Genomic DNA, 19,268 nt, shown 5'->3' on the forward strand with positions numbered 1-19,268 from the left:
CGTTTCCCCCTTATTCTTGGTAACTGGTAAATTATCATTATGGATACATTGGTATGCTAGTAAGCCCCGTCCTGACATCCCACTCATTCATTATGTTTGCATTTTGAATTGCTTGCCCTGCTGCACCTTTAACTAAATTATCGATGACTGAAATAATCGTAAGTCGATTGGTTCGAGGGTCAACATGCAAGCCGATATCGCAGTAGTTGCTCCCACTGACTTCTTTGGTTGATGGATAGATTCCCTCTGGTCTGATCCTTACAAATGGATGATTTTCGTAGAACTGTTTATACAACTCAATTACTTCACTCGTTGATATTTTCCCAATTAAATTAACATAGGCGGTTATCATAATTCCCCTAGTCATTGGAACCAAATGAGTGGTAAACGAAACTGTTACCATCCTGCCTGTTTCATCTTTAAGTACTTGTTCAATTTCTGGTATATGTTGATGTGCTCCGAGCTTATATGCTCTAAGATTTTCATTTATTTCAGCATAATGTGATGTTAATGAAAGACCTCTGCCTGCACCGGATACTCCTGATTTGGCGTCAATAATAATAGATTGTGAGTCAGCAAGATTTGCTTTCAATATTGGTATTAACCCGAGGCTTGTTGCTGTTGGGTAGCATCCAGGATTAGCAATTAATGTTGCTCCTTTAATCTCTTCAGAATAAATTTCACTCAATCCATAAACTGCCTTGCTTAAATATGTCTCTTCTGGCGCCGTATGCTTATACCAAGTTTCATATTCACTTTGCGACCTTAGCCGAAAATCTCCGGAAAGGTCGATAACTTTTATTCCTTTACCCATTAATTGGGGAACCATTTTACTGCTGACGCCTGAAGGAGTTGCCAAAAACACGATATCATGTTGTTCAGTTAATCTATTTACATCAAAGCTTTCCAATGGTTGATTAATAATTTCAGTTAAGTGTGGATAGGATTCGCTAAAATCGTTACCAGCTTGAGAGTTGGAAACAACCGATCCAACTTCCAAATGCGGATGCTTGTTTATAAGCCTTATTAACTCGATAGCCCCATATCCCGTTCCACCGATAATCGCTGCTTTCATATTTCCAACTCCTAAGTCTCTTATATAATGAATCATTATACATAGGATGTAATAATTATTCAACCAATAAATTGCTCAATTTTCAGTTTTTATTGAATTTTTTTAAGGTTATTTTTGAAAACGCTTTCATTAAGTGTTGTATGTTTATGCAAATAGTATGCATGTAATATGCATATCTCAACTTCACTCGAAAAAGATGTTTTTTATAAGCGGTAATGGTAAATACTGTTAGAGAGGGAGAGGGATAGGGAGGGATGCAAACTGTTAATGACTACATTATCTTTTCAAGAACAGGTTAACTTTTCTAAATTTACTACTCCTTTTTTTAAAAAAAGAACAAACACACATTATGAAATCTATCTCGAAAGCGCTGATAAAACGTTAGGAAATGTCTATATTTTAGAAAATATCGTTAAACTAGACTATTCAAGTGAGCTATTGTTAGAGGAATATATCATTATTCATGACATAATCACTCAATTACAAGAAGAAAATGCTGTAATCGTCGACGATTCCAAGAGTTTCTTAGGTTATTTACAAAACGGAGAACCAGCCTACATCGTTACAAACTGGAACTCTTGGATTAATCACATCAATAATTCAATGAAAAATTGTCTATAAGTCAGAAAGGTGATTGTATGCTATCGGGAAAAGTAATTTCAGTTATCTCGGGTAAGGGCGGGGTTGGTAAATCAACTGTTTCAGCCAACCTTGCAGTATCCCTAGCAAGGCAGGGAAAGGCAGTTGGGTTAATTGATTTCGATATCTACGGAAGCAGTATTCCCAACATGATGAATATTAGTTTTGGACCAAAATCGATGAATAACAAGATTATCCCTGTCCAATCACACAACGTAAAGATCATGTCAATGGGATTTATCGTTAAAAATAATGATCCGGTTGTTTGGCGAGGGCCTATGCTAGGAAAAGTCATCAACCAATTTATTAATGAAGTGATATGGGGTCCCTTGGATTATGTGATCATCGACATGCCGCCAGGAACGGGTGATGTGGCTATGGATGTGAATCGACTGATTCCAAGTTCTAATCAGATCGTTGTCACAACTCCACATCCAACAGCCTCACATGTCGCAGAAAGAGCGGGTAAAATGGCGGCAATCAATAATCATAATATCCTAGGTATCGTTGAAAATATGGCGTATTTTCAGCCGCCAGATCTTGAACAAAAGTATTATCTGTTTGGCAAAGGCGGATCTGAACAGCTCGCATCAAAGCTAGGAACAAATCTCATAGCCCAACTGCCCATTTTAGCACCAAAAGAAGATGATTATGAACCTTCTATCTATAAGCGAGGTTCCTTACTGTTTGATAAATACAACGAATTAGCTGATACAGTACAGAATTCAATTGCCTAAAAAAATGGTGGTGTCCCGTTTACGGGGCACCACCACTTCATTTCCCTAAACTATTTCCTTTATACCCTTGTAAAATCCCTTGTACTTTTTGTTTGTCCTCTGCACTAAAACCATGATCATCTAGTGTTGCAATGAAATTTCCGACCATTGCTTCAAAATGCTCATCGTTGATTGAGATATCCTTATGTGCGTTTGCTATCTGTTCATCGCTATATTTTCCTTCACCTAATCCATGCTCTAAAAACGTCTGAGGGTGATGCTGAATTCTTTCCTGGTCATGGTCCTTAAAAAATTTGCTCATCAAATCATCCGCATGAATTTTATGAAAGAAGTCTTTTATGACAGACGTTATTTTTTCCTCATTCATTTGCATTCTTACCCGACCTCCTTTAATGATCCATTACCTTGTCCACTCTTCTAAAGAAAAGATAGGTTATCAGTGTCAAAACAAACATAAAGCCTAAAGCCAATACATAATATAAAAGATTTCCGTAATGCCCTGCTAGATATTCTTCTACCATATATTGAATAAGGATAATTTGCACGGTCAGTAGACTCATAAAAATCCACCATGCCATTTTCATAAAACCCGCCTCCTAATGCTGAGCCTGAGTGATTCCAACAGCGTAGATTTTCTTACCTTTAAATTTCAACTTAATGGACGGAAGCGCCCTTGGCGGCGGTCCCGCAAGAACTGATCCATCCTCCACATTAAAGAAACCATTATGACATGGGCAGGTTAGTTTTCCAGTATCCTTTTCCCAATAAACAGGACACATTAAATGTGTACATTTGCTATTGTAAGCCCTATATTCCTTTTCAGAAATTCTAACCAATATTGCTGAGTCATTCTCATCAGGATAATAGAATGAAACACTTTGCCCGACAGCGATATCTTTTTCATTGACAATAAATACCTCTGAATCATGTGCTTCTTCTTCACGATTTTTCGATAACACCATTAAAGGGGTTGAACTAACAAATAATACGCCCATTAATGATAAGGAAGAGGCGATAAAACCTCTTCTATTTAATTCTAATTCTTTATCTCTTCTGATATTAAAAGACAACTTCCGAAGAAATCCTTCTATTTTCTTCATGATTGAACACCATCGCCTTCTCTATATCCATATCTATTTGTTTCGGTATCCGGCAATCCAATGACAGTCCTTGTTTCAATCACTGTACCGCCAAAATCCCACTTAAACTGAACTTCTTTCGGTGGTTCAGATTTAATTTCGTGTTCATCCACAAAACGAATGGTATCCGTTGGACAAACACTTGCGCACATTGGAGGTCTTCCTTTTGAGGTCCGGTCATAACACATATCACACTTGTACATTACCTTTTTTACATCATCTACTCTTGGAATACCAAATGGACAAGCGTAAGTACAGTTTTTGCAGCCAATACATTTTTCTAGTGAAGCAGATAATACTGTCCCATCATCGGCAATCGCAATGGCTTGTACAGGACATGATTCCGCACAAGCAGGTGTTACACAGTGCATACATGGGGTTGGTGACGTCGCTACCGTTTCACCTGGATTTAACTCATCCACAAACATTCTTGATAAATGATCATGGCCGCTGCACTCTTCACACCCAATCACACATGCCTTACAGCCAATGCATCTTTCGTAATCAATATATAAAACTTTAGCCATGCTTTTCACCTGCACGCGAGGCAATTTTCTCTAATTTGACCGCGCATACCTTGAATTCAGGTATTTTCGATTTTGGCTCTAGCGCAGGATTCGTCAAATGATTAATTGCCAAAGATTTACCCCAGTGGTAGGGAACGAAAACCATGTCCTCTCTTGTAATCTTTGTTACTTTAGCAGCAAGCTCGATACTGCCCCGAGGGCTTGATACTTTTACGAATTCTCCATGTTCGATATTATACTTTTTCGCTAGATTTGGATGAATTTCTACATATGGGTCTGGGCAAAAATTACGCAGAGCCTCAATTCTCCTTGTTTGATTTCCACTTAAATAGTGAAACACAACGCGTCCAGTCGATAAGATGATTGGGTAGTCTTTGCTCGTTTTCTCATTTGGACCCTTGTGCTCAAAAGCTAAGATTCTTGCTTTTCCATCAGGAAAATTAAATTTTAAGTCTTCAAACAATCTTGGCAAACCTTCTGATTCCTCTGTAGGGCATGGCCAAAATACCCCCTGCATTTTATCAAGCTTTTCATAGGTAATTCCGTAATAATCTGCAGTGCCGCCTTTACTCGCAACCCGAAGTTCATTAAAGATATCCTCAGGAGAATTAAATTGGAAGTATTGACCCCTGCCAAGCCGTTCAGCGATTTCACAAATGACTTTCCAGTCCCGTTTTGTTTCACCAGGTGTACGATCGATCCCTTTTACTCGTAACACCCGGCCTTCAACATTCGTCATGGTACCGTTGTCTTCTACCCAAACCGTGGATGGAAGAACAACGTCTGCTTGCTCTGCCGATTCTGACAAAAAGAAATCCATACAAACAAAGAAATCTAAACTCTTAAGATATTCACCTACATCACCAACTGTTGGTGATGAGACAATCGGATTACTGCAGATTAATAACAATCCCTTAATTTCTTTTCCGAGCGCCTGAAGCATTTCAAATGCCGATAATCCTGGGCCAGGAATTTCTGATTCATCGACACCCCACACACCAGCGATATATTCGCGTGCTTTAGGGTCGGTAATTTTTCGAAAACCTGGCAGTTGGTCTGTTTTTTGACCATGTTCCCTGCCTCCCTGTCCATTTCCCTGACCAGTAAACGTTGCAACACCAGATCCTTTTCGACCCATTTTTCCAGTTACCAAGCATAAATTGACATAGTTTGAAACCGAGTCCGTACCGGTCGCATGCTGTTCAACTCCGCGGGCGAACATCGTAAAACCATTTTTTGCCTGACCGAATAGTCGAGCAGCAGTTATGATTTTGTCAACAGCAACACCCGTAATTTCAGAAACATGAGCAGGTGTATATTTCTTTACAAGTTCCTTTAATTCTTCAAAACCAGTTGTATGCTTTTGAATAAAGTCATGGTCGACTAAATCTTCTTCAATCATGACATGCAATAAACCATTTGCTATCGCTACATCCGTTCCTGGGCGAATATCTAGATGGACATCCGCTACTAGCGCTGTTTTTGTTTGTCTAGGATCCACGACAATCAATTTGGCTCCACGATCTCTAGCTCCCCATATGTAAGGCATTGATAACGGGTGACACTCTGCAGTATTTGAACCTGCAATCAATAATACATCTGCAAATTTGATATCAGACCATGGATTGGTTGAGCCTCTATCAATTCCGATACTTTGGTTGAAGCCGACAGATGCCGATGACATACAATAACGCCCATTGTAATCTATATTTTTGGTTCCAAGACCAATCCGAGCGAATTTACCCATTAGATAACATTTCTCATTCGTCATAGATGAGCCACTATAAATTCCAAAGGCATCTTTTCCATACTTGCCTTGTATTTCTTGGATTTTCGATACGATTAAATCCATTGCTTCATCCCAGGTAGCCTGTTCAAGCTTTCCATTTTTTCGAATAAGCGGGTGGTTAAGCCGTTCGACATGCTCAGCCTGTCGATAGGCACTTACTCCCTTCGGGCAAAGCCTGCCCCCATTCATCGGAAAATCATATCTAGGCTCAACACCAAGGACTGATTTATCCTCTTTGTTCACACGAATGTTCATCCCGCATTGCATGCCACAGAAGCAGCAATGAGTTGAAATCAGTTCCTCGCCATCTCGTAAAATCGCATCATAATCTCTTTGCGCGTAATCTTTATTTTGTGCATGACCCATCTATTGATCTCCTCCCTTCTTCAATTGGAGTCCGTTTTTCTGATTGCTCTCTAACACAAGGTTCGCTTTTCGGAAATGAACTTTAGCACCATAGGCTCCTAATCTGTGGCTTACTCTTCGACACTGTGAACACAAGTCTGAAAAGTGAAGTGTTGTGTGATCAATCGGAACAGACAAATGTCTTTTTTCTAACGCTAGTTGAACATCTTTGATTTGTGTAGCCGTCGCGTATTCTATCCCGCATCTAGCACATTGTTTCTGTTCTCCCATTGCATGGTACATCGGAACCATCACAGCTAAAATTCGAAGTGGTAAATGCCAGAACTTACTGAAAGGAAAATATAAAAGGAATACGATGACTGTTATTTGGTGAGCAAGCGCAATACCTAAATAGAAAGCCCCCTCCATCCATAACGCAGACACGGTTAATAAGGAGCCAGTTATTGAGATTGCTATTAGTAGAAAGAGTGGAAAGAAATCATATTCTTTAGATTGCTCAACAATCTTTTTTTCGTCTGTAACTCTTCGATAAAGCGCCATACCGCAGCCTATAATAACGGCGATTCCTGTCCAATTTAAACCGTGATAAATGGCGATTGCGAGTGGTGAGTCTACACCCATACGAAACATTGGAATTCCAAAAACCACTGCCGCATAGGTTTTAGGTTCAACTAATTCAAAATGCAGCCAATTCAGGACAAGGGAAAAGGTAATGGCAAATGAAAAAATAACTCCCCAAGAAATGAACATATGCTGTGCCCAGCGATAAACAGATCGATTTCGAATAAACCTTTGCTCTCCGATATTGGTGTACAAAGTCTTAAAGACGAATGCAAGTCCTTTCGCACTGAACATCATTTTGATTCCTTGCTTCCAAAGCCTTCTAGTTGGAGGACGTAAAGTCCACGAGGTGATTCTGATTGTCAGTAGCACAAAGCACAAAATAGTTGCCCATAAATATCCGTATAAGGCCATATCAAAATATCCAAATTGTTCTGATCCTATATAAACAGAAAAGAATACAATTACTAACACAATAAAAACATTTCGCGCTGATTTTTTTGAAAAAAGTAGTGAATCTTCTTCATATGGATAAAAGTTCATACGATAAACTCCTTTACTCTTAGTCTCGTTTAGTATGTGCCAAGGGACTATAAAAAAATTCCCAGTAATTTTACATAAAGAGGTAAGGGGGAAAACGAATATGTTAGAATAAAAGGAAGATAAGATTTTTACATAGAGGGATTGATTTATAGTTATGAGAAAAAGAAAGTCCATACTTATTTGGGCAGGTGTGTTTTCACTCAGTTTTTTATTATACTTTTCTTTTTTACATTCTAAAATTAGAGAACATACGAATACAGAAGTACCTAAACATGCTGACTATATCATTATTCTCGGGGCACGCGTTAAAGGTGAAGTACCTTCTCTAGCTCTTCAATATCGGATAGACGCTGCTGCTAGTTATTTGAAGAAAAATCGAGAAAGTATTGCGATTGCATCTGGCGGACAAGGACCAGGTGAAGATATTACTGAGGCAGAAGCGATTAAAAGAGGTCTACTCGCACATGGAATTTCTAGTGATAGAATCTTACTTGAAGATAAATCAACCGACACAGTTGAAAATATTCGTTTTTCAAAAAGACTCATTCCTCAAAATCTCAAAACTGGATTGCTGGTAACGAATGATTTCCATCTTTATCGTGCTAAGTCCATTGCTAAAGACCTAGGGTTGAATTTAGAGGGCATTCCTGCAGAAACTCCGACTGTAGCCATTCCAAAATCATACGCAAGGGAGTATCTCGCGATAACCAAATATTATCTCGTTAACTTTTTTTAAAAAAAGGCTGTGTTAAAGCAAAACATTGATATTTGCACTCTGTTGATTTGTGCGGAAGACACGAAGACTCCTGCAGGAGTACGGAGCGGGTGAGACCCCACAGGCGCTAGCGCCGAGGAGGCTCGCCGCAACGCCTGCGGAAAGCGAAGTGCCTCGTGACAGGCAAAAACCGCCTGTCCCTGCGATGATTATTCAAAGCAGTTTTCCTTAGTGGAGCGCAAATCAACAGACCAATTTAACACAGCCTAAAAAAATAAAAACCGGCTAATTTAATGTTTTAGCCGGTTACTTGGTCATGATAGATTTGATAATTATTTCTACCCTTTTTCTTTGCTTGGTATAAAGCAAGGTCAGCATTTTTAAAAAGTGTTTTTTCTTCTAGGTCGTATTCGTTATAGAAGGAAATTCCGATACTTGTTGTAATTTGTATTTTCTCGTTGGCAATTAGCCATTCCTCACGGAGACATTGTTGAATTCTTTCTGCTATTTCTGAAACATTTTTCTCCTCTGTCAAGTTAGGCAATAGAATAACGAATTCATCTCCACCAATTCTAGCAAGTATATCATTTTTTCTTAATGCACTTTTAACACGCTTGGCAAATTCCTTTTATTACCTCATCCCCAATGTCATGTCCGTATGTATCATTAATTTCCTTAAAACGGTCAATATCAAGAACTAAAACGGACAAAAACTGCTTCGTTTTCTTTGCTTTGTCCATCTCTATAGTTAAACACTGTGAAAAATACGTTCTATTGGGAAGACCAGTTAATGGGTCATGAAGGGCCAATTGTTTTAACTTATCTTCATATTTCTTCCTTTCCGTGATGTCTTTATACGCAACCACACCTCCATCCCAATCACCATTCTGATCATAAAGAGGCGAAAACGAGCCAAGAAAATAAATAATTTCACCACTTTTTGTTATTCGTTTTACCTCATGAGTAGTCACTGTCTCGCCGCTTTTTACTCTTTCAATGATTTTTCTTAGGTCTTCTTTATCCTCTTCAGGGATAATACTCCTGGACTTATCCTTTACCAACTCTTCTGCCGTCCAGCCTAATAATTTTTCAAATGCTTTATTAACGGATACAATATTTTGATTTTTATCAAAAGTAAACATGGCGTCCGCCACACTATTCCAGACTAGTTCAAATCGGTCTTTTATTCTTTTTATTTCATTTTCCTGCATTCGTTGCTCCGTTAAGTCACGTACAATAGCTAATAAATGGGTACACTCCCCCTCTGGATTAAACACAGGTGTTATCGTCGACTCCCAATAAATTACTCCATTCGTACTGTATTTAGGAAGATGCGAAACATTAACCATATCTTCGTATTTTATTGGCTTTTTCTTTTCCATCGCTTCGTCATATTTGCTTTTGACAACATCGTAAGCATCTTTTGGAAGAACCTTCTCTATCGGCTTGCCATAGGATTCATTTGTTAAGCCATAAAGGTCTTTAGCGGGTTTATTTAACAGGACATAACTTAAAGTCTTATCGTGATTTACTTTTGTCAAAAAGACTAAATCCGTCATATTATTAATCAATTGATAAAATAGGTCTGGCCTATTCAATATCTCTAGATTGAATTTTTCATTCATTACTTTTTCGCCTTTCCATGGATATTCATATGGGTCCACACCTCTATATTTATACCTTATTCTACACTGATTACTTGTAAATATAAAAAACTCACCCAAACAATATTTATGGGTGAGTTTTAACCATTAGTTTTTTTGTCCTGTGTAAATAAGAATCGCGTCTCTTAAGAACTCTGCTGTACCTGGTTGTTCTTTATCATAATAAGCTGTAAATCTTTCGTCATCCACATACATTTGTGCTAGACCTGCATGGGCTTCCTTGCTGTATTCCTTCCAATAATATGTTAGCCATTGTTTGTGGAGATCAGCAGCTTTTTGTGCTAGTTCTCCTGCAGGGTCTCCCGTTTTAAATGCCTCCGCTAGTGTTATATGAACTTGTTCTGCTAGAGCGGTTACTTCTTGATATTGTTCCTCCGTCATGTTCATTACTTTTGCATTAGAGGCTTCCACTTTATCCTTGCCATATTTTTCACGAATTTCTTTTCCATACTTCTTCTCATTTTCTTCAACCATCTTTTTCTTAAAGCCTTCGAATTTTTCTTTATTTGACATGGTAATTCTCCCTTCCGTTACGGCTATTGTTTTATCGACATTGGCAATTAATAAATCTAATTGTTCTCTTTTTTCGAGGAGTTTTTCACGATGCTCCCGCAATGCTTTTGTCCCATCAAAGGAAGGTGCCGTTACAATGTCCTTTATGCTGTCTAAACCGACTCCTAATTCTCGATAGAATAGGATTTGCTGGAGACGGTTTACTTCCTCCTGACCATAGATTCGATATCCTGATGAATTGATTCTTGCCGGCTTAAGAATTCCAATTTCATCATAATATCTAAGTGTTCTGGTGCTGACGCCTGCGAGATTAGCTAGCTTTTGTATTGTATATTCCATGTGATCATCTCCTCATAACTAACGATACACCTTTACGCAACGTTATAGTCAATAACTAGTTTGCCTATTTTTTTAAAAAGCTCTTTTCGTAAACTTTGTTGCTTTTGTACAAGATCCTGGATTAAGGACTATTCTTTCTGACGGTTTGAGAGATTTGTCCTCAAGACCCTGGATTAAGGACTAATCCTTCTGGAAGCTTGAGTGATTTGTCCTCAAGACCCTGGATTAAGGACTAATCCTTCTGAAAGCTTGAGTGATTTGTCCTCAAGACCCTGGATTAAGGACTATTCTTTCTGACGGTTTGAGAGATTTGTCCTCAAGACCATGGATTAAGGACTAATACTTCTGAAAGCTTGAGTGATTTGTCCTCAAGACCCTGGATTAAGGATTAATACTTCTGAAAGACTGTGTGATTTGTCCTCAAAACCCTAAATTTAACATCTATCTATGCGAAAACAGCTTTTTATAAAATTAAAGCCAGCCATTTTTATAGAAGACAAATGGCTGGCCAAAATATATTATTCAATTTCTGCTAATGCTGTTTCCTGATACGCTTTAAAGAAGGTATCACAAAATGTATCCCATTCCTCAGCGGCTTTCATTGAAGCTTCATTTACTTCTCCTAAAACTGGTCTTTGGAGTAAATCCTCAAGTTGATTTGAGAATTGCTTAATGATTTCATGTGGTGCCCCTTCTAATACATTACCAACAAAATCTGATGGGGAATACCAATCGGCAACTCTCTTAAGATCACGATAAATCTGGGTTAGAAGCAGATTACGCGGTCCTTCCCATTGTTCATTGACGATAACATCACGGAAAATCCTAGGCAATGCAGAGAATTCCTCCATTACTCCATGACCAGCAAAAACTGATATTGCGTCACGAAGCACCTCAGCACCTTCATTTGTCGCACCTATTTTTTGCAATAAAACGAGTTCTCGTAAGTTTAATAGCTGCTTTTGGACTTCTATCGGATTGTCCGAATTAATTCCTGGATTTAAAGGCTTCTCCAAGCGTAAGAAAAGATCATAAATTTTAAAAGCCCCTGCGGTTGTTCTTTTGGCAGCGTTTTCAATTTTTCTCAGTTTGCTAGCGGCTAATGGATAGTCCTTAACCTTTTTACCAAAGACTGTACGGAAGTCTCCATAGAGGTTGGCTTCTCTCGAGGCCCGAAGCATAAATCCTGCACAAGCAATTCCAATTTCTAATCGGGATAAAGTAAGAACAATTCCCACTGCGACGGCGATTCCTTTATCCTTCGGTCCGATAGGATAAGCAAGCGCACCGTTATATTGTATTTCGGCAGTTGGTAACTCAGCAGTACCAAGCTTCCATTTTATCCGATTAATTTGGTATCCATTTCGTTTTTCCTTCTCTTTGTCACCGGGAAGCCACGCTGGAACGATAAATGTTGAAACCTTGTTGGAGTCAGTTATTTTTGCGGTCACAACTGAATAATCTGCATGTGCAGCCGAACAGAAGAACTTATTTCCGTATAGTCGATAGTTTTTACCGTCAGGTACAGCTTCTAGAACATTAGCAGGCAGGTCTGAACCACCTTGAATTTCTGACATAAACTGCGCACCAATTGCAAATTCTCCGTTTAGCCCTTCTTTGGTATGTAGTAGTATTTCTTGGAGTTCTGGAATCTCATGATTAGGGAATTGATCAAGAAGCGCAATTAATCCATGCGTACAAGTTAAGGGACAGGTTACTCCACCTTCACCAATTTGGTGTGTCAGCATTCTTTTCACAAAGCTTTCCCATGGGGGCATTTTACTCGAGAATAGTCCTTCTCCAAACACTTTGCTCTCTAACTGATGTACTTCAAGCGGCCGGACAATCCGGTCAATTCGATGATTAAACGCATCATAATGGAGCATGTATGGACGAGCCTCTGGTCTGGCATTTCGCTCAGCTAATTGATTCCATTTCAAAGACACCCTGGGAGAAAAAGCGAGGATTTTCTGGTGAACCTGTTCAAACTCTGAACCCGTAAACTTCTTAACAGCCTTTTGTAAAAATGGTTCGTCTCGATACCAATCCAGATTCTCGCGCTGCGTAACAAAATCATCAAAAGAATAAGAATTCTGTCCCCTTGACTTCGTTTCATGGGAAGTAAAACTCATCAAATACCACTCCCTTTCCAAATAAAAAAATCGCAATTTTCAGTTTAATTATAAATGGAAGTGATTAGAATCGTCAAACGGTGCCTAAAAACCAATGGTATTACCATGGTCTTTAGTCACCGTTTAGGAAACTCTTGTGAAGAATGGATTTTTCTATATTCTTAAACACTTTTCATAATGCCGTTCGTCAACAAATCTATATTAGCAGGCAAATTTGTTTTTAATAGAATATCCAGTTCATCTAAACGAGTGGTATTATACGATGAACCTGATAGCAGTAGATTATCCATATAAGCAGGATGGCACATGATTTCAACAGTCTTCTCATCCAAGTCTTTTTCAGAGAGCTTATCAAAATAATCTGCAGTTGCAGTGGGTCCATAGAAATCAAATAGACATATGTCTGAATAACCCTCAACTCCTTCGATGCTATTCAAACCATTCAACCTCACTGGAAGATTAAACTTTTTTGCTAGCTTTTGAACAACAGGCAAGAACTCCTCAATCGTGTGAACATGATGATGGCTATCAAAGTGATTCGGTTTTAAACCTGAGCGGATGAAACTCTCAATTTGTGCAGTCCATTCCTTTTCAAGTTCAGAAAGACAAATATCCTTGCTATTTAATGCTGCTAACGTTTTAAAGTTTCCATTTTCATCTATTAAGGAAGGAACATCCTGTAGCAAGGGCTTTCCACAAGTCAGAACAAGATGAATCCCCACCTGTAAGGATGGATGCTTTTTGGCCAATTCAATTGCATGTTCCGTTCCCTCCATATTCATCATCATCGTAGTTGAATTGACAATCCCGAACAAGTGGCTGTCAATAATGCCGTAGTTTACCCCACGGCTGTAACCAAAATCGTCTGCGTTTATTATTAATTTAATCATCCAAAGTGCCTCCATAGACTTAAAGGCAGCTAATTCGCATAGCTACCTTTTGAATTCTATTAATATTTTAAAAATTGGGGTAGATAATCTTTGTGTGCTTCAAGCATTTCATCAAGAATTTGCTTGGCAATTTTGTCTGATCCTACTAATGGATTAATCGTCATTGCTAACAGTGCTGTATTATAGTCACCAGTAATCGCAGCTTCAATCGTCACACGTTCAAATGACTTAATAGTTTGGATTAAGCCTCTGATTGGAATTGGAAGTTCTCCCACCGCTATTGGCTTTGGTCCATCCTTCGTAATAATACAGCTAACCTCAACTGCTGAATCATGCGGAATCCCAACGATGGCCCCATTGTTCATTGTGTTGACAGGCTGTATGTCTCGCTTATCAGTATAAATGGAATGGATGAGACGGCATGCTGCATCACTATAGTATGCTCCACCGCGTTTTTCGAGCTGAGGTGGCTTAATGTCAAGATTAGGGTCTTTATATAATTCGAATAATTCGTTTTCTAGATTTTTTACGACCTCAGCCCTCGTCCCGCCACTTTCTGCAGCCATTAACTCCTCTTCAACCATCTCTCTCGTTTTATAATAGTAGTTATGATATGGACAAGGGAATAGGTTTAAAGCTTTTAAGAATCCAGGCTCCCAGCCCATCGCATGAATATTCTTCATGGTTACTGTATTTTCTGGGTTGGAAAGTAAATCTATCAGTTTGTTCTTTACACTAATTCCGTCCACATATACATCTAGTCCATAAACCATATGGTTAAGTCCTGCAAAATCAATTCTTACTCGTTCATGTTCTACATTTAATAACTGAGCTGCACCCATTTCCATTCCGATTGGCACGTTACACAGCCCAACTACTTTTTTAATATTACTGTAGCGCAGAACAGCTTCTGTCACCATACCCGCAGGATTCGTGAAGTTTATCAGCCAAGCATCAGGGCAAAGCTCTTCCATTTCCTTGCAGATATCGAGGATAACCGGAATTGTCCTAAATGCTTTAAACAATCCGCCTGGACCGTTTGTTTCTTGCCCAAGGACACCATACTTCAAAGGGATTCTTTCGTCCTTTGCTCGTGCATCCAGTAATCCTACCCGGAATTGTGTTGTCACGAAGTCTGCATTTTTCAGTGCCTTTCTACGGTCCAATGTCAAATGAACCTCTATTGGAAGCCCAGCTTTTTCAACCATTCTTTTTGCAAGATTCCCGACAATCTCTAATTTTTCTTTTCCTTCTTCAACATCAACAAGCCAAATCTCACGAACAGGTAATTCAGCATGACGTTTTATAAAACCTTCTATTAATTCAGGTGTATAGCTTGAACCGCCACCAATCGTAGCGATTTTAATGCCTTTTGTTTCAGTCATTTTGATGACCCCTTCTATGATAGCTTTTTGTATAACTCAATAAATTCTGTTGCCATGTCCTTTACAGTTAAAGCATTCATTAAATGATCTTGTGCATGAATTAGAAGTATTGGAATATCATGGGCCTCTCCACTTGCTTCCCCTTGAATCAATTCAGTCTGAAAGCGGTGGGCCTTGTTGAACTCCATCTCTGCTTCGCAAATTTTTTCTCTCGCACCGTCAATGTTTCCATTCTTAGCTTCGTAGATTGCTTCCATTGATAGACTTCTCGCATTGCCACTATGCAAAATCAGTTGAAAGGAAATTTCATAAATCTCTTCTTTATTCATACCACATTCTCCTATTAGCTTAGTTATGCTGCCGTATTTTGTTGGTCTTTTAACTTCTTGTCTTCCATCTTACCTTGAATGTAAACAAATGGTAGATAAATAACAATTGAGATTGCGAGATTGATAAGTGCTAGAACTGCACCAGAAATATGTCCGCCTGTTGCTAAATATCCCCCTATACCGACTGGTGTAACCCATGGCATACTTGCTGTTACCACTGGATATACGAATCCCCAGTCAATGGCTAAATAAGCAACAACGGTCATGACAACTGGAGCCGCAACAAAAGGGATTAACCAAATTGGATTCAATACGATCGGCATGCCAAAGAGTAAAGGTTCATTGATTTGAAATACCCCTGGAGGTCCTCCCAAAGCAATCATTTGCTTGTGGCGTTTGCGTCCTGCTAAAATCATTGCGATTAAGAGACCCAGTGTCGCTCCAGAACCGCCAAGGTACACAAACGCATCAAGGAATGGGCCAGCTAGAATTGCGTATTTATCTAGTTCCGCTACACCTTGGGCATAGAGGTCCGTATTTTTTGTTCCTAACGAAGTGAACAATGGAGTTGTAACTCCTCCAAGAATATTCGGACCATGTAAGCCGACAGCCCAGAATCCATGAACCAAGAAAACAATTAGAATTGCAAATGGAAGCGAATCAGCAGCATTTGTCAATGGTGCTACTAATGTCGTGGCTAACCAGTCGTTCAAATATTGACCATCTGTTATCTTGCGGAATAACAAACCAAAAATCCCAAAACTCAAAATTGTCAGCATGCCAGGCACTAATTTTGCAAACGCACCTGAAACAGCAGGTGGAACACCATCTGGCAGCTTAATAATAAAGGACTTAACTTTTGATAGTCGTAAAAACAATTCAGTTGCAACAAGTGAAACAAGGATACCCGTAAACAATGCAGTAGCATTAAAATATCCCCAGCTGACAAATCCCCAAGCACCTTCAGTTTCAGGCACCTTTCCAATTTGTGGAATCAACAAAAAGAAGGATGCAGCCGCTACCAGCATTGCTTCAAAACCATCATCTCCATATGATTTTGCTAGTTTGTGAGCAATTCCAAAAACTGCAAAGACTGTCATAAAAGCAAAGGTTCCCCACCATATGTCTCCGCCAAGTGTTGTCCATGATTTACCAAAAATGCTTTCCATCAAACGGCCATATGGTTTTATTATCGAACCAAGGTTATTAAGTAAAACAGCTAACGAGCCGATCATCGTAATGGCAATCATTCCGATTAAAGCATCGCGGATAGCTAATAAATGCCTGTTATTACCGAATTTCACAGCATAAGGCATTATATATTTTTCAATAAAATTCATCATGAAGCTATTCCCCCTTAATTAATAATATAGCTTGTTTTAGTACCTCTTCACCGTTACAAAGACCATAGTGCATTGGATTGATGGATTCGATTGGAATTTTTCCGCCCACATCTTGCTTCATTTGATTTAGCATGAAACGAACCTGAGGTCCAAGCAGTAGAACATCAGCATTGTCAATATGGTTTTTAACTTCCCCACTGCCAACTGCCCAGATTTTGCATTCAATTCCTTGCGTCTGTGCACTCTTTTCCATCTTTGTAACCAATAAGCTTGTAGACATTCCAGCTGAACAACATAATAAAATATTCATTGTATGACCCCCATTTTTATAGCAAACGTTTACATTATTGTAAAAAAATTTCATTGGTTTAGAAAATGATTGGTAAACCTAGTTCAAAATGATTTAATAATAGTAAATATAAGTACAAACAGCAAACTTTGAGTAACCTAACCCCACAAAATCCTAAATGTACCTCCTTTATTTATTTTTTACAGAAATCAGTACAACATTTGTATCTTTTGTTGTATCATTAAGGTAATTGTAATAACAATTTCAGAAATAATCAATACATATTTTTAAATTTGTTATTACAAATTTCGATACCATAATACAACCTTATTCTTTATAGAGAAATTCACGCAAAGAAAATCAAGTCGGAGGAGAATATTACATGCGCAATTTAAATGAAGAAAATGCCCTTCATCTAAAGGTAAAAGACAGCATCTTAGAGCTAATAAAAAACGGTGAATACCAACCTGACACAAAATTACCAACCGAGGCGGAATTCTGCGAAAAGTTCGGAGTCAGCCGCACTACTGTACGGACTGCTTTACAACAATTAAGTTTGGATGGATATGTTTATAGACAGCAAGGAAGGGGTACCTTTGTTTCTGGAAGAAGGGTGAAACAAAGATTGACTTCTACGGTTCAGAATTTTTCCGAGCAAATAACTGGCCAGGGGAAAAACCCATCTATAAAGGTTCATAATCTTGAGGTCATCATGGCTGATTCTTTTCTAGAGGATATTTTCGATTTGCCAGAGGGAGAGCCAATAAATATGCTTGAAAGGATCCGTTATGTGGATAATGAGCCTATTCAAATAGAAACGGCTTATCTACCCTGGAGAAAGACACCAGGCTTAAATAAGGAAGCTTGTGAAAAATCTCTGTATAGACTTTTGGAAGTAGAATATCAAATTAAAATAAAAAGAACTGTCGAGAATCTTGAAATCGTAGGCGCTCAAGAAGATGTTGCAAAAATATTAAATATTGACGTTGGCTCTCCTTGCTTCTCCCTTGAGACCTATGCATACTCAGATGAGGATATATTGGTTGAATATTCCAAGACCATTTTCCGGGGCGATTTAGCAAATTTCGTTATTGAGCGGTACTATTAACAATGGCACAGTTAATGACAGAAGTATAGTTACACATATCAGTTGTAAGTAGGTGAAAATTAATACTTTACTAAAAAAAAAGGCTGTTTTCGTATAGATTGTTGCTATGGGGAACAGACTGTATAATAGAATAATTGATTATACAGGGGGCTACTCAACAATGTGGTTAGATATTTACCGAGACTTTTCAGACCTTTCACCAAAAGAACAATTAAAGCTCTTTACCGCAATTAAGGAAGACCTATTTCCTGAACCTAAAGCCGACATTTCAAATTTTGTTGGTGAGATTCGTGAAAAACGTTTTTCCGAAGGTTTAGCGTGTGTTCATTGCGGAAGTATGTCTGTGAAGAGAAATGGTACATATCGGTCTCGACAACGCTACCTGTGTAAAGATTGCGGAAAATCTTTCAATGATATGACAGGCAGCCCATTAGCGGGCACTAAATACCCACATAAATGGCTTAAATACTATGAATTAATGGTCGAAGGTTACACATTACCTAAAATAGCTAAAGAGCTGGAGATACACATTTCAACAGCTTTTTACTGGAGACATAAAATCTTATATGCTATTCGTTCTCTTGGTCATCAAACATTAAAAGGCATAATTGAAAGTGATGAAACTTTCTTCTTAGAAAGTGAAAAGGGCAAGAAAAATATTGCTCATAGAAAGCCACGAAAAAGTGGCGGAGTGGCGAAAAAACGCGGCATTTCCAAGGAGCAAATTTGTGTAGTAGTTGCACACGATAGAAACGGTCAAATTCTCTCCCAGATGGCAGGAAAAGGACGAGTTACAGCCATTGAGTTAGATAAGGTGTTAGGAAGTCATATCGACACCTCTGCTTTGTTATGCACAGATACGGCAACTAACTACAAAAAGTTTGCCCAAATGAAAGGTCTTCAGCACGAACCAATCAATGTGAGTAAAAAAGTCTATGTTAGAAAAGGTATTTATCATATCCAGCACGTTAATGGCTACCACAAGCGTCTCAAAGATTGGATGGACCGCTTTCAAGGGGTAGCTACAAAATATCTTGATAATTACCTTTTCTGGCACCAATACCTTGAGTTGAATAAAAAGTTACCTTTTCAAGAACGAATCAAGGATATGTTTCTTGGCTCGTGTCAACGTGTAAACTTTACAACTGTTGAATTATTTCGAAGTGCTTAATAATTATCTTTAAC

At 38.6% G+C, this 19,268-nt stretch carries 21 protein-coding genes; 5 read left to right on the forward strand and 16 right to left on the reverse strand.

The features are described from left to right. Window positions 1-37: 37 nt before the first annotated feature. Window positions 38-1,075 carry an N-acetyl-gamma-glutamyl-phosphate reductase gene (gene argC, locus QUG14_RS12925; protein ID WP_289340937.1) on the reverse strand — a complete coding sequence of 346 codons (1,038 nt, stop codon included), beginning with the start codon at window positions 1,073-1,075 and terminating at the stop codon, window positions 38-40. Between the two features lie 267 nt (window positions 1,076-1,342). Between argC and QUG14_RS12930 the strand changes: the two genes are divergently transcribed. Together QUG14_RS12930 and QUG14_RS12935 are read left to right on the forward strand one after the other, a co-directional pair. Then, a complete protein-coding gene (locus QUG14_RS12930) occupies window positions 1,343-1,696 on the forward strand; it encodes a hypothetical protein (RefSeq protein ID WP_289340938.1) in 354 nt (117 codons plus the stop codon). Window positions 1,697-1,713: 17 nt separating this feature from the next. Beyond that, window positions 1,714-2,451, forward strand: a complete 738-nt coding sequence (locus QUG14_RS12935; RefSeq protein WP_289340939.1) for an Mrp/NBP35 family ATP-binding protein — start codon at window positions 1,714-1,716, stop codon at window positions 2,449-2,451. Between the two features lie 37 nt (window positions 2,452-2,488). Here the strand turns inward: QUG14_RS12935 and QUG14_RS12940 are convergent, their stop codons facing one another. From QUG14_RS12940 to QUG14_RS12965, 6 genes are read right to left on the reverse strand one after another with little or no spacing between them, the layout of a single operon-like run. Next, window positions 2,489-2,824 (reverse strand): globin domain-containing protein, encoded by a 336-nt coding sequence (locus QUG14_RS12940; RefSeq protein ID WP_289340940.1) that lies wholly within the window; start codon window positions 2,822-2,824, stop codon window positions 2,489-2,491. A gap of 16 nt (window positions 2,825-2,840) precedes the next feature. After that, window positions 2,841-3,035, reverse strand: a complete 195-nt coding sequence (locus tag QUG14_RS12945) for a hypothetical protein (RefSeq protein ID WP_045519996.1) — start codon at window positions 3,033-3,035, stop codon at window positions 2,841-2,843. Window positions 3,036-3,047: 12 nt separating this feature from the next. Beyond that, window positions 3,048-3,551 (reverse strand): QcrA and Rieske domain-containing protein, encoded by a 504-nt coding sequence (locus tag QUG14_RS12950; protein WP_283954233.1) that lies wholly within the window; start codon window positions 3,549-3,551, stop codon window positions 3,048-3,050. Next, window positions 3,548-4,117 carry a 4Fe-4S dicluster domain-containing protein gene (locus tag QUG14_RS12955; protein WP_289340941.1) on the reverse strand — a complete coding sequence of 190 codons (570 nt, stop codon included), beginning with the start codon at window positions 4,115-4,117 and terminating at the stop codon, window positions 3,548-3,550. Before QUG14_RS12955 ends, QUG14_RS12950 begins: the two co-directional genes overlap by 4 nt. Next, window positions 4,110-6,272, reverse strand: a complete 2,163-nt coding sequence (fdhF, locus tag QUG14_RS12960) for a formate dehydrogenase subunit alpha (protein WP_289340942.1) — start codon at window positions 6,270-6,272, stop codon at window positions 4,110-4,112. Before fdhF ends, QUG14_RS12955 begins: the two co-directional genes overlap by 8 nt. Next, window positions 6,273-7,376, reverse strand: coding sequence for an MFS transporter (locus QUG14_RS12965; RefSeq protein WP_289340943.1), 1,104 nt, complete (start codon window positions 7,374-7,376; stop codon window positions 6,273-6,275). Window positions 7,377-7,530: 154 nt separating this feature from the next. Between QUG14_RS12965 and QUG14_RS12970 the strand changes: the two genes are divergently transcribed. Continuing rightward, window positions 7,531-8,112 (forward strand): YdcF family protein, encoded by a 582-nt coding sequence (locus QUG14_RS12970; RefSeq protein WP_289340944.1) that lies wholly within the window; start codon window positions 7,531-7,533, stop codon window positions 8,110-8,112. A gap of 277 nt (window positions 8,113-8,389) precedes the next feature. Here the strand turns inward: QUG14_RS12970 and QUG14_RS12975 are convergent, their stop codons facing one another. From QUG14_RS12975 to QUG14_RS13015, 9 genes are all read right to left on the reverse strand, one after another. Continuing rightward, on the reverse strand, window positions 8,390-8,674 hold the full coding sequence (locus QUG14_RS12975) for a diguanylate cyclase domain-containing protein (RefSeq protein WP_353961107.1): 285 nt from the start codon (window positions 8,672-8,674) through the stop codon (window positions 8,390-8,392). Window positions 8,675-8,696: 22 nt separating this feature from the next. Next, complete coding sequence (locus QUG14_RS12980; RefSeq protein ID WP_289340945.1) at window positions 8,697-9,716, reverse strand: sensor domain-containing diguanylate cyclase; 1,020 nt, start codon at window positions 9,714-9,716, stop codon at window positions 8,697-8,699. A gap of 126 nt (window positions 9,717-9,842) precedes the next feature. Continuing rightward, on the reverse strand, window positions 9,843-10,607 hold the full coding sequence (locus QUG14_RS12985; protein ID WP_289340946.1) for a MerR family transcriptional regulator: 765 nt from the start codon (window positions 10,605-10,607) through the stop codon (window positions 9,843-9,845). Window positions 10,608-11,125: 518 nt separating this feature from the next. Continuing rightward, window positions 11,126-12,739, reverse strand: coding sequence for an acyl-CoA dehydrogenase family protein (locus QUG14_RS12990; protein ID WP_289340948.1), 1,614 nt, complete (start codon window positions 12,737-12,739; stop codon window positions 11,126-11,128). A gap of 161 nt (window positions 12,740-12,900) precedes the next feature. Then, the gene (gene chbG, locus QUG14_RS12995; RefSeq protein WP_289340949.1) at window positions 12,901-13,629 is read right to left on the reverse strand and encodes a chitin disaccharide deacetylase; all 729 of its coding nucleotides are present in this window, start codon (window positions 13,627-13,629) and stop codon (window positions 12,901-12,903) included. A gap of 59 nt (window positions 13,630-13,688) precedes the next feature. Then, on the reverse strand, window positions 13,689-15,014 hold the full coding sequence (locus QUG14_RS13000) for a 6-phospho-beta-glucosidase (RefSeq protein ID WP_289340950.1): 1,326 nt from the start codon (window positions 15,012-15,014) through the stop codon (window positions 13,689-13,691). Window positions 15,015-15,028: 14 nt separating this feature from the next. After that, window positions 15,029-15,343, reverse strand: a complete 315-nt coding sequence (locus tag QUG14_RS13005; protein WP_289340951.1) for a PTS sugar transporter subunit IIA — start codon at window positions 15,341-15,343, stop codon at window positions 15,029-15,031. A gap of 23 nt (window positions 15,344-15,366) precedes the next feature. Continuing rightward, window positions 15,367-16,686, reverse strand: coding sequence for a PTS sugar transporter subunit IIC (locus QUG14_RS13010; RefSeq protein WP_289340953.1), 1,320 nt, complete (start codon window positions 16,684-16,686; stop codon window positions 15,367-15,369). Between the two features lie 4 nt (window positions 16,687-16,690). Next, on the reverse strand, window positions 16,691-16,996 hold the full coding sequence (locus QUG14_RS13015; protein ID WP_289340954.1) for a PTS sugar transporter subunit IIB: 306 nt from the start codon (window positions 16,994-16,996) through the stop codon (window positions 16,691-16,693). 361 nt (window positions 16,997-17,357) lie between these two features. On the opposite strand from QUG14_RS13015, the gene QUG14_RS13020 reads away from it, so the two are divergent. After that, window positions 17,358-18,083: a GntR family transcriptional regulator gene (locus QUG14_RS13020; RefSeq protein ID WP_289340956.1), complete on the forward strand. Its 726-nt coding sequence runs from the start codon at window positions 17,358-17,360 to the stop codon at window positions 18,081-18,083. Between the two features lie 160 nt (window positions 18,084-18,243). Then, window positions 18,244-19,254, forward strand: coding sequence for an IS1595 family transposase (locus QUG14_RS13025; RefSeq protein ID WP_289340957.1), 1,011 nt, complete (start codon window positions 18,244-18,246; stop codon window positions 19,252-19,254). Window positions 19,255-19,268 lie beyond the last annotated feature (14 nt).

It is taken from the genome of Neobacillus sp. CF12, assembly GCF_030348765.1.
Lineage (GTDB): Bacteria > Bacillota > Bacilli > Bacillales > Cytobacillaceae > Neobacillus.

Excerpts from the sequence above, each read along its gene's own strand:
- QUG14_RS13010 (WP_289340953.1), bottom strand. The coding sequence starts at position 16,686 with ATGATGAATTTTATTGAAAAATATATAATGCCTTATGCTGTGAAATTC.
- QUG14_RS12970 (WP_289340944.1), top strand. The coding sequence starts at position 7,531 with ATGAGAAAAAGAAAGTCCATACTTATTTGGGCAGGTGTGTTTTCACTC.
- chbG (WP_289340949.1), bottom strand. The coding sequence starts at position 13,629 with ATGATTAAATTAATAATAAACGCAGACGATTTTGGTTACAGCCGTGGG.
- QUG14_RS13025 (WP_289340957.1), top strand. The coding sequence starts at position 18,244 with ATGTGGTTAGATATTTACCGAGACTTTTCAGACCTTTCACCAAAAGAA.
- QUG14_RS12945 (WP_045519996.1), bottom strand. The coding sequence starts at position 3,035 with ATGAAAATGGCATGGTGGATTTTTATGAGTCTACTGACCGTGCAAATT.
- QUG14_RS12980 (WP_289340945.1), bottom strand. The coding sequence starts at position 9,716 with ATGAATGAAAAATTCAATCTAGAGATATTGAATAGGCCAGACCTATTT.
- fdhF (WP_289340942.1), bottom strand. The coding sequence starts at position 6,272 with ATGGGTCATGCACAAAATAAAGATTACGCGCAAAGAGATTATGATGCG.
- QUG14_RS12950 (WP_283954233.1), bottom strand. The coding sequence starts at position 3,551 with ATGAAGAAAATAGAAGGATTTCTTCGGAAGTTGTCTTTTAATATCAGA.
- QUG14_RS12965 (WP_289340943.1), bottom strand. The coding sequence starts at position 7,376 with ATGAACTTTTATCCATATGAAGAAGATTCACTACTTTTTTCAAAAAAA.
- QUG14_RS12990 (WP_289340948.1), bottom strand. The coding sequence starts at position 12,739 with ATGAGTTTTACTTCCCATGAAACGAAGTCAAGGGGACAGAATTCTTAT.
- QUG14_RS13005 (WP_289340951.1), bottom strand. The coding sequence starts at position 15,343 with ATGAATAAAGAAGAGATTTATGAAATTTCCTTTCAACTGATTTTGCAT.
- argC (WP_289340937.1), bottom strand. The coding sequence starts at position 1,075 with ATGAAAGCAGCGATTATCGGTGGAACGGGATATGGGGCTATCGAGTTA.
- QUG14_RS13020 (WP_289340956.1), top strand. The coding sequence starts at position 17,358 with ATGCGCAATTTAAATGAAGAAAATGCCCTTCATCTAAAGGTAAAAGAC.
- QUG14_RS12955 (WP_289340941.1), bottom strand. The coding sequence starts at position 4,117 with ATGGCTAAAGTTTTATATATTGATTACGAAAGATGCATTGGCTGTAAG.
- QUG14_RS13015 (WP_289340954.1), bottom strand. The coding sequence starts at position 16,996 with ATGAATATTTTATTATGTTGTTCAGCTGGAATGTCTACAAGCTTATTG.
- QUG14_RS12935 (WP_289340939.1), top strand. The coding sequence starts at position 1,714 with ATGCTATCGGGAAAAGTAATTTCAGTTATCTCGGGTAAGGGCGGGGTT.
- QUG14_RS12930 (WP_289340938.1), top strand. The coding sequence starts at position 1,343 with ATGACTACATTATCTTTTCAAGAACAGGTTAACTTTTCTAAATTTACT.
- QUG14_RS12985 (WP_289340946.1), bottom strand. The coding sequence starts at position 10,607 with ATGGAATATACAATACAAAAGCTAGCTAATCTCGCAGGCGTCAGCACC.
- QUG14_RS12940 (WP_289340940.1), bottom strand. The coding sequence starts at position 2,824 with ATGCAAATGAATGAGGAAAAAATAACGTCTGTCATAAAAGACTTCTTT.
- QUG14_RS13000 (WP_289340950.1), bottom strand. The coding sequence starts at position 15,014 with ATGACTGAAACAAAAGGCATTAAAATCGCTACGATTGGTGGCGGTTCA.